This window comes from Sutterella sp. (assembly GCF_030539355.1).
In the GTDB taxonomy this organism is placed as follows: domain Bacteria; phylum Pseudomonadota; class Gammaproteobacteria; order Burkholderiales; family Burkholderiaceae_F; genus Sutterella.
In genome coordinates this window covers 1-8635 of record NZ_JAUNSF010000118.1, presented here as the reverse complement: position 1 = coordinate 8635, position 8635 = coordinate 1, and the positions used below count along the sequence as shown (strand labels likewise).

The 8635-nt window shown below is 64.3% G+C and carries 6 protein-coding genes and 1 tRNA gene; 4 read left to right on the top strand and 3 right to left on the bottom strand.

Going from position 1 to position 8635, the window contains the following annotated elements; genetic code table 11:
- Nucleotides 1–475: 475 nt before the first annotated feature.
- A complete protein-coding gene (locus Q4F91_RS11945) occupies nt 476–1321 on the top strand; it encodes a hypothetical protein (RefSeq protein ID WP_303337943.1) in 846 nt (281 codons plus the stop codon).
- Between the two features lie 29 nt (nt 1322–1350).
- Here the strand turns inward: Q4F91_RS11945 and thpR are convergent, their stop codons facing one another.
- Both thpR and Q4F91_RS11935 read right to left on the bottom strand, forming a co-directional pair.
- Complete coding sequence (gene thpR / locus Q4F91_RS11940; RefSeq protein ID WP_303337942.1) at nt 1351–1884, bottom strand: RNA 2',3'-cyclic phosphodiesterase; 534 nt, start codon at nt 1882–1884, stop codon at nt 1351–1353.
- Between the two features lie 137 nt (nt 1885–2021).
- Nucleotides 2022–3071, bottom strand: a complete 1050-nt coding sequence (locus Q4F91_RS11935) for a quinone-dependent dihydroorotate dehydrogenase (protein ID WP_303337941.1) — start codon at nt 3069–3071, stop codon at nt 2022–2024.
- 333 nt (nt 3072–3404) lie between these two features.
- On the opposite strand from Q4F91_RS11935, the gene Q4F91_RS11930 reads away from it, so the two are divergent.
- Nucleotides 3405–3481: transfer RNA gene (locus Q4F91_RS11930), tRNA-Met, on the top strand.
- 442 nt (nt 3482–3923) lie between these two features.
- Nucleotides 3924–4790, top strand: a complete 867-nt coding sequence (locus Q4F91_RS11925; protein WP_303337940.1) for a hypothetical protein — start codon at nt 3924–3926, stop codon at nt 4788–4790.
- An 81-nt stretch (nt 4791–4871) separates the two neighbouring features.
- Here Q4F91_RS11925 and Q4F91_RS11920 read toward each other — a convergent pair whose 3' ends face one another.
- Complete coding sequence (locus tag Q4F91_RS11920; RefSeq protein ID WP_303337939.1) at nt 4872–6203, bottom strand: amidohydrolase; 1332 nt, start codon at nt 6201–6203, stop codon at nt 4872–4874.
- 522 nt (nt 6204–6725) lie between these two features.
- On the opposite strand from Q4F91_RS11920, the gene Q4F91_RS11915 reads away from it, so the two are divergent.
- Nucleotides 6726–8635: (Fe-S)-binding protein (locus Q4F91_RS11915; protein ID WP_303337937.1), on the top strand; the 1910-nt coding region annotated here is incomplete at its 3' end.

The following is an 8635-nucleotide window of genomic DNA, read 5'->3' as shown; positions in this document are numbered from 1 at the left end:
GCCCTTTCGGACTTCTCAAAGCTTCCCGATGTTCACACTTATCGGTTCGTTGAATCTGATTTTTAAAGAACTGCGCTGCGTTTTCGAGCAGCGAAGGAGAAGAATCATACTGAAGTTCGTTCTCCTTGTCAAGGACTCAGTTCGGAAGATTTGTCTTCGTCGCTGTCTGCGCCTTGATCTTTACTGACCGCCGTAGCGGGCAGGACGCGAATTATGGCGATGCGTGATGTGTTTGTCAAGGGCTCACGGGAGCGATTCCGCATTTCCCCCCTTCCTCGCGCCTCGTTGCGGCCGATCATGCTCACTCAGGCGGAATACTGAGAGCCCTTCTCACCCCGGTCCCGCCTTCCCTCCTAGAATGCCTTCAGACTGCGCAGGATCGCCTGCGCGCCGGGCATTCCGCGCCAATCAGGACCAAAAGCATTACGAGCGCGAAGCCCCTGGAGAATTACTCTTTGAAGAGTGAGGAGAGGAGATGAGGAACGCTCGTGAGCAGGCACTGCCGCGCTCCATCACTGCGCTGCGCACCGCGAGAAAAACACTCGCGGCCTGTGCCGTGTTCGCCGTTCTCCTCGGCTTCTGCGCCTCGCTCGATTCACTCGTCGCGACGCTGCGCACGCCCGCCGACCAGGCCAGACTCATCCCCGGCTCGGAGACCGTCATCTCCGGCTCGATCTCGGTGAGCCGCAATCCGCCCAATGTGATGCTGAGGGTTGAGCCCGCGACCGACCGGGTCATCGTCTCCCCGATCTCCTACAGCCAGGGCTTCTTCTCGGATGACCTGAGCTGGCGCGCGGTGATCACCGCCCTGCCCTCCGCGGTGCCGGGCAACTACACCGTCTCGGCGCACCTGAACGGCCCCGCCGCTCACCTTCCCTCCTCGCACTGGACGCTCGAGATCCTTCCCCATGAAGAGGCGCTCCGCGAGGCGAGCCGCTCGCTCTTCGTGCGCTGGTTCGACGCCGAACCGCTCGAGATCGCGATCCGATCGCTCTGCCTCGCCATCGCGAGCGGCGTGCTCTATCTGCTTCTCTTTTACTTCGGCTCCCGCATCCTCGCCCGCCACGGCTACTTCCGCGTCTACTACGCGAGGCCCGAGGGCGATGACACGATGCTCTACTGCATCGACCAGGAGACGCTCCTCGCCGAGAACCAGTCCTATCCGGTGCTCTCCGCAGCCGGCCAGCTGCTCGGCCTCGCCGAGGTCGAGGACCGCGGCGCACGTCACTGCGTGCTGAAGCTCGTCGCCGCGCAGGCACGCGCGGGCTGCTACATCGCGCTCTCGATCCGCTCGGACGAGCCCGGGCCCGACGAACCCTGAGGACCTTCGGGCACCCGGCCCCGGATCCTTCACTCTCCTCGTGAGAGCGAGCGGTAGCGGACGGCTCCCCGGTCATCCCGGTACGACTCGAAAAGCTCCGGAACGGCACTGACCGGATTCCTCAGTCCCCTCGGCAGTTTGAGACCTGCCGCCTCCAGTTCCTCCGCCTGCGGCCCGCGCCAGTCACGTGCGAGCGTCACATGCGCCCGGAAAGCCTTGCGGTCATAGGGAATGTGAACCGAGTCGAGCGCATTCCTCACCGACTGCGCCATGCGCTCGAGCGTCTCCTTCTCCTCAAGCCCCGCCCAGAGAATCCCGCTTCTGAAGGTGCCCGGGCGGGTGAAGCCGAAGCGCATCTCCTCGGGGGGAACTTTGCTCAGGGCCTCGAGGATCACCGGAACCTTCGATTCCTTCATCTCTCCGATGAAGGCGAGCGTGAGATGCAGGTTCTCGGGGCGCGAGAAGCGGCCGAGCCTCGGGTGCGAGCGCTTCAGACTCTCCACCGCGGCGGTGAGTTCGCGGCGCGGTACGCTCGGAAGTGAAAGGGCGACGAAGAGACGCATCGAAAGGAACTCCTTCTCCCGGAGGGAGGTGACTGACGCATAAGAGAAGGGCGCATCTGATTCCCCCGGATCCGAGGTTCTTCAGCTGCGCCCCTTCTGGCCAGGGGAAGCCTTCAGGCTTCCCATTCGCCCAAGGATCAGGCGTGCTTCCTGCGCCAGGCGGCGACGGCCTCGACGCTGTCGGCGATGCACTTCGGGCCGTTGTAGATGAAGCCCGTGAAGAGCTGGACGAGCTGCGCGCCCGCCTCCATCTTCTCAACGGCATCCGCGCCCGACATCACGCCGCCCGAGGCGATGATCGGGATCGCGCCCTTGACGTGCTCGGAGACGAGGCGGACAACGGCGGTGGAGCGCTCGCGGAGCGGCGCGCCCGAGAGGCCGCCGGTCTCGTTCGCATGGTCGAGGCCCTCGACACCCTTGCGCGAGATCGTCGTGTTGGTGCAGATGACGCCGTCGATGCCCTTCTCGATCAGGGTGTCGACGCAGCGCAGGATGTCATCGTTCTCAAGGTCCGGGGCGAGCTTGACGGCGATCGGGACGTGCTTGCCGTTGCGGTCGGCCTTCAGAGCCTCGCGCTTCGCGACGATGCCGTTGATGAGCGGCTCGAACGACTCGGCGCCCTGGAGGGTGCGCAGGTTCTTCGTGTTCGGCGAGGAGATGTTGATCGCGATGTAGTCGGCGTGGTCGTAGACCTTGTCGAGGCACTTCTCGTAGTCGGAGAGCGCGTTCTCGATCGGAGTGACGGCGTTCTTGCCGATGTTGATGCCGAGGATGCCGCCGCGCAGACGGAAGGCATCGGCGCTGCGGAGGTTCTCGAGAACCTTGTCGACGCCCTCGTTATTGAAGCCCATGCGGTTCACGACGCCGCCCGCCGGAATGAGGCGGAAGAGGCGGGGCTTCGGGTTGCCGGGCTGGGCGAGCGGGGTGATCGTGCCGATCTCCACATGGCCGAAGCCGAGGCCGCCGAAGGCGGAGACGCGCTGGCCGTCCTTGTCCATGCCGGCCGCGAGACCGATCGTGTTCGGGAACCTGAGGCCCATGACCGTGACGGGATCGTCGTCGGGCATGTGGGTGACGAGGTTCGTCAGTCCGAGCTGCACCGCCCAGTCAAGGTTCGCGAGGATCAGGTGATGCGCAGTCTCGGGGTTCATGGAGAAGAGAATGCGCCGGGCGATGTTGTAGAGCATGTTCGAAGCCCAAGTAAGGTGCGTGGGGGAAATAACTGGCTGAGGTTCACGGGAAACCTCCGTCGAAAGGAGGAGGTCCGCATGACCGTTCGTGATTATAGAGAGTCCGGGTTGTCGCAGACTTAAAGAATGCGCCGCCCTCGGGCGGCAGTCCGCTTACCGCCGGCGGCGGAGGCGACGCAGCCCGGCCCACGGCAGATTGGCTGCCCTGCTCCGGACGGCGTCCGAAAGCCCCGGAAGTCCTCCCGAGGAACTTTTTTGCGACCACCCCTTGACAAGTTCGCCAAAACTCTGCATAATTCAAATCTCTGCTGAACGCAGACCGGAATTCACCGCGGGGTGGAGCAGTCCGGTAGCTCGTCGGGCTCATAACCCGAAGGTCGGAGGTTCAAATCCTTCCCCCGCAACCAGAACACAGAACCCGTACCGCAACAAGCGGTGCGGGTTTTTGTTTTTTATCAGTCGGTTAGTTGGTTCTCCAACTCAGCACGCGGCATTAAGCGACGAAGAGCGACACACGATGCTCCGCTTCCCGGTACACAATTGGTGAAATGGATTCCCCTGCTCCGGTGTACACAGGGAGCCCCGGTGGCTCACTTTCGTCTCCCGGCACAAGAGGAACCTGATGCCGTCAGGCCACGCGCTGCATCGGCGGCGTCCGGCTTTTCTTCTGGCATCAGCCTCCGGCCCGGAAGGGGCGGGAATCCTTGAGATCAACAATCCCGAAACCGGATGCCGCAGATGATGACAGAGACCATTCAGACAACGAACAGCTCCCCCGGGGAATCGTCGGAGAACAGGAACGGCCTCATTGGCGTTCCTGTCCGGCTCTGGCGGCGGATGACGGCTGGCATGCAGGGGAGTTTTCCCGAGTACGTGCTCAGCATGAGGAACGAGGCGCTCGTCGGCTGTCCGTTCTTCCGCGACATGAGCGACAACGCCTTCATCCCGCTCTCCGAGCGCGTGAAGACGCTCGAGGATTTCGCCCGTACGCCGGAGGACCTGGACGAGTACGAGGAGAAGAAGCTCCATCTCATCCGTCCGATGATCGTGGGCGGGTGGGCCGTCGACAAGATCTGCGTGGGCTTCAACCGCTCGCTCATCGCGTCGCTCATCCTCGATGAGAACTCCTGGCGCGGCTGCACGACCGACTGGCTGCTCGCGCACCTGAAACACTGGTGCATTTTCCTCTCGCTTGACGGCCTGGATCCTGTCGACGGCGGCACACCAGGCTTCGGCGGCTTCTTCACGGGACTCACGGCCACGGAGAAGGGACTCGCGCTCTTCGTCCAGTACGCGGGCATAGACGGCAGCATGCCCCCCGACGCCTACTTTGAGTTCGACATGACGCCCGGCCGGACACTCGGCGATGTCGTCGACGGTTACGCCTTCGACCACTACGGCTACCGCGAGCTTAAGAAAGCCGCGGAGGAGCACTCCGACGGCTGCCTCACGTACGTGGCCTTCTGCGCGGAGATGGAGTCAAAAGCCCGGAAGTTCGCCCGCATCTGTTTCCCGATGCTCATCGCCGCCGTGGGTGAGCAGTACCCGCATCACCTCTTTGGCATTGACACGAGCACCGACTGCTGGGTTCCGCTCGCGGGCGAGATCCCCGGCCGGCGGCCGGAACGCGGAAGAGACGAATTCATGGCCGCCATGTCGGATCCCAGCGTACTGATGGTGATCGTCGGGGGACGCGACAAGGACGATCTCAACTGAGCTGCCGCGGCCCGTTTCCACCCCTGAACGGACATTCCGGTCGGCAGACCCGATGTCCGGGGCCTTTCTTGAAGCGGCCGTTCAGCGTCCTTCCTCCTGCGAATCCGTCGTCAGCGAATCGATGAACTTCAGGTAGCTCTCCTTCGTGAAGACGGGCCTGAACCCGCGGCAAATGCGGTCAGCCTCCGCCCCGTCATCCCAGAGCAGATCGATGATCGTCATCGCAAGCACCTCGGGTGACTTCACATAGGCGACCTCTTCGCTCGCCACCCGGTAGTCCGAGCCATGGAGCGCGCCGTGGACGCACCCCACCCAGGGATGAACCACCGGCATGAGATGCGAGACATCGCCCATGTCGGTGCTGACCGCGGAGTGCTCCCCTTCGTAGATACCCTCCTCGCCGAAGATGCGGCGGGCATTCTCCCGGAGAATCGTGCGGAAGCCTTCATCGGGCCTCAACGGGAGGCACCCGTGGAAGTCCTCGATCCGGCATTCGGCTCCCAGAGCTGCGGCCCCGGCCTTCAGAGCCCGGTTCGCCGCAGAGTTGTAGCGCTCGAGCGCTTCCACGTTGGAGGCGCGCGTGTAGCTCTCGATCTTCACCCGGTCGGGGATGACGTTCACAAGGTCCCCGCCTGAGCTGATGATCGGGTGGAAGCGCACGACGTCGCTCTCGCGGAATGTCTCGCGCAGCGCATTGACCCCCAGGACGCCGAGCATCGCGGCGTTCAGTGCATTGACGCCCTCGTCCGGCGCACAGGCGGCATGCGCGGCGCGGCCGCGGTATTCGACGAGCTTCGCGAGATACCCGTTCGAGGAGGCTCCGACCTGAAAGTCACCCTCCGGACGGTCCGTCGGGTTCACGTGCATCATCAGCGCGAGATCAATGTCATCGAACGCGCCACGGGCGATGAGTTCCTGCTTGCCAGAGAAGAACCTGAGCCTGCCCGCTTCCTTCAGACTCCGCCGCCACTCGATCTCGACGTACTCCTCGGCCGGCACGGCGAAGAGAACCACGTCACCGGCGAGATGCGCCATGGCGCCTGTGATCTGCAACGCGGCACCTACCGCGAGCACATTGGCGATCTGCACATTGTGTCCGCAGCAGTGCGCCGCTCCCGTCATCGGGTCGCTCGCGGGGTGACTGCGGCAGATGATCGCGTCGAGCTCCCCGAGAAGCGCCACGGTCCTCCCGGGCCTCGCCCCCCTGAGCCTCGCCTTCACGCCGGTCCCGGCAATTCCGTCCTGGTGTCCAATGCCGAGTTCATCGAAGGCGGCCCGAACCTTGGCGGAGGTCTTCACCTCCTTGTAGCCGAGCTCGGGCTCGGCATAGATCGCGTCCGCGAGACTCCTGGTGTCCGCGAACCTCGAGCGGATCACTTCGCACACGCGGGCCTTGAGTTCCTCTTTTGTCATTTTTTCTTTGAGCCTCATCCCGAAGAGACGCCGGCGATCCTGACTTCCGGCCCCTGCGGGGCTCTTCGTCACCGACGGTTCTCCCGTGCGCTCAGCAGCCGCTGTCGCGCACGGGATTCAAGAGGATGAAAAGGTTACGCCTGACGGACAACATCGGCGAATGCGCACGTGGTAAAGGATCAAGGAATCCTCACCTCTGCCCCGGGCCAGCCCGGCATCTCCCGAACCTCAAATCGGTCTTCTGAGACGGTTTCCCCGCGGGTGCAATCCTTTATCATGCCCGCGGACACCGGAAGCGCAGTGACTCTGCGTCCGGACGGAATCCGTGACCACACTTGAGAAGCCTTGCCGTTCAGCACTGACGAGCGAGGCCTTCCGCGTTTCCGGTATCCATGCCGCAGCGGACCTTAAGCGGTTCCGCCGGTTCCATCCGCTATAAGAATTCCTCTCTGCTCCGGAGCTGCCCCGCTTCGGAAGCAGACTCCGAGACCCGAAACCCCTCTTCCCTCCATCCGCTTGACCATGACCGTCCCGTCGCCCGAGACCCTGCCCATCCGACCCGCTTTCTGGAACGTTCCGCTCTGGGGCGAGATCGGTGTCTATCTCCTCGCCGTCGTCACCGTCGCCCTCTGTGCCTGGGGCGTCTGGGAGAACGTGAAGCGCTGGCGAAAGGCGAAGGAGGAGCATCTGCCGGAGGATCCCGCACGATGCGGGCGCCTCGTCTCCCAGGTCGCCGGACAGTCGCGCGTCCGCGAGACGAAGGCAGGCCGCATGCACACGGTCCTCGTCCTCGGGTTCTTCTTCCTCTTCCTCGGAACGGCGACGGCGACACTCGACTGGGACGTCGGTCACTACGTCTTCGGCACCCAGTTCCTCAAGGGCAATGTCTACCTCGCCTACAAGCTGATTCTTGACGTCGCCGGCATCGCGGTGCTTCTCGCGCTCGCCTTCGGCGCCTGGCGGCGCTGGTGCACGGACTCGGACCTGCCCCGCGACGGCCGCTTCGCGCTTGCCTACTCGTCGCTTGCCTTCATCGTCATCACGGGCTACGTGATCGAGGCGCTGCGCCTCGCCGTGCAGCAGCCCGCCTGGATCGACTTCTCGCCCGTGGGCTCGCTTCTGGCCCGGGCCTTCCTCGCGACCGGAGCCTCGGCCGAGGCGCTCTCCTCGGCGCACATCTTCCTCTGGGTGATCCACGGCCTCGCCGCGCTCGCCTTCATCGCCTCGATCCCGCTCACCTACTACGCGCACCTCTATCGCACGTCGGTGGGCATCGCCGTGAGGAAGCCCGCCGCGAACGGCGTTCTGAAAAAGATCGATGACATCGAGGAGCAGGAGCACTTCGGCCTCTCATCGATCGAAGGCCTCAAGTGGACTGACCGCGCTGCGCTCGACGCCTGTGTGGAATGCGGCCGCTGCAACGACGTCTGCCCGGCGGTGCGCGCCGGCACGCCGCTCAAACCCCGCTCGATCGTCACGAAGCTCCGTGACCGTGTGAAGGAGGGTGAGGCGGACGGCCGCGCTCTCGTGGGCGAGATCATCACGCACGAGGAACTCTTCTCCTGCACGACCTGCGGCGCGTGCGCCCGCGCCTGCCCGGCCGAGATCCAGACGCCGGACCTGATCGTCGAGATGCGCCGTCATCTCGCGCTTGAGCAGGGCGAGTTCCCCGAGGGGGCCGCCGCGGCGCTCGAGAACACCGCGTCGGTCGGCAATCCCTGGGGTCTGGATCCTTATGAGCGCATGGACTGGGCGAAGGACCTTGATGTCCCGGTCGCCGAAGAGGGCGAGCATTACGACGTCCTCTACTGGGTTGGCTGTGCCGCTAGTTACGACCGCCGTGCCCGCAAGATCGCCCGTGCGATGGTGAAGATTCTTTCGGCCGCGGGTTTGAAGTTCGCCGTGCTCGCCGAAGAGCGCTGCCACGCCGAGTTCGCGAGGCGCCTGGGCGAGGAGTACCTCTACCAGACCGCCGCGCAGGAGAACATTGAGAACCTCTCGCGCTACACGTTCGACCGCATGCTCACGGCCTGCCCGCACTGCTTCAATACGCTCGGCAATGAATACAAGGAATTCGAGGGCGCGGACTTCACCGTCATCGATCACTCCTCCTTCATCGGAGAACTTATCGCCGCCGGCCGCCTGAAGCTTGACGATGCGACGCGCGATCAGGCGCTCACCGCCTGGCACGACCCCTGCTATCTGGCCCGCCAGAACCGCATCACGGCTGCGCCCCACGATCTGCTCGGAAAGGTCCGTCCGTCCGTTGCCTTCCCGACGGAGTCGGGCGAGAAGACCTTCTGCTGCGGCGCGGGCGGCGGTCAGATGTGGACCGATCAGCGCACCGACGGCAAGCGCATCAACGTGATCCGCCTTGAGTCGCTCCGCGCCACGGGGGCGAAGAAGATCGCCACGGCCTGCCCGCACTGCCT

Coding starts and splice junctions, on each gene's coding strand:
- Q4F91_RS11945 (WP_303337943.1), top strand. CDS start 476: ATGAGGAACGCTCGTGAGCAGGCACTGCCGCGCTCCATCACTGCGCTG.
- Q4F91_RS11920 (WP_303337939.1), bottom strand. CDS start 6,203: ATGACAAAAGAGGAACTCAAGGCCCGCGTGTGCGAAGTGATCCGCTCG.
- Q4F91_RS11925 (WP_303337940.1), top strand. CDS start 3,924: ATGCAGGGGAGTTTTCCCGAGTACGTGCTCAGCATGAGGAACGAGGCG.
- thpR (WP_303337942.1), bottom strand. CDS start 1,884: ATGCGTCTCTTCGTCGCCCTTTCACTTCCGAGCGTACCGCGCCGCGAA.
- Q4F91_RS11935 (WP_303337941.1), bottom strand. CDS start 3,071: ATGCTCTACAACATCGCCCGGCGCATTCTCTTCTCCATGAACCCCGAG.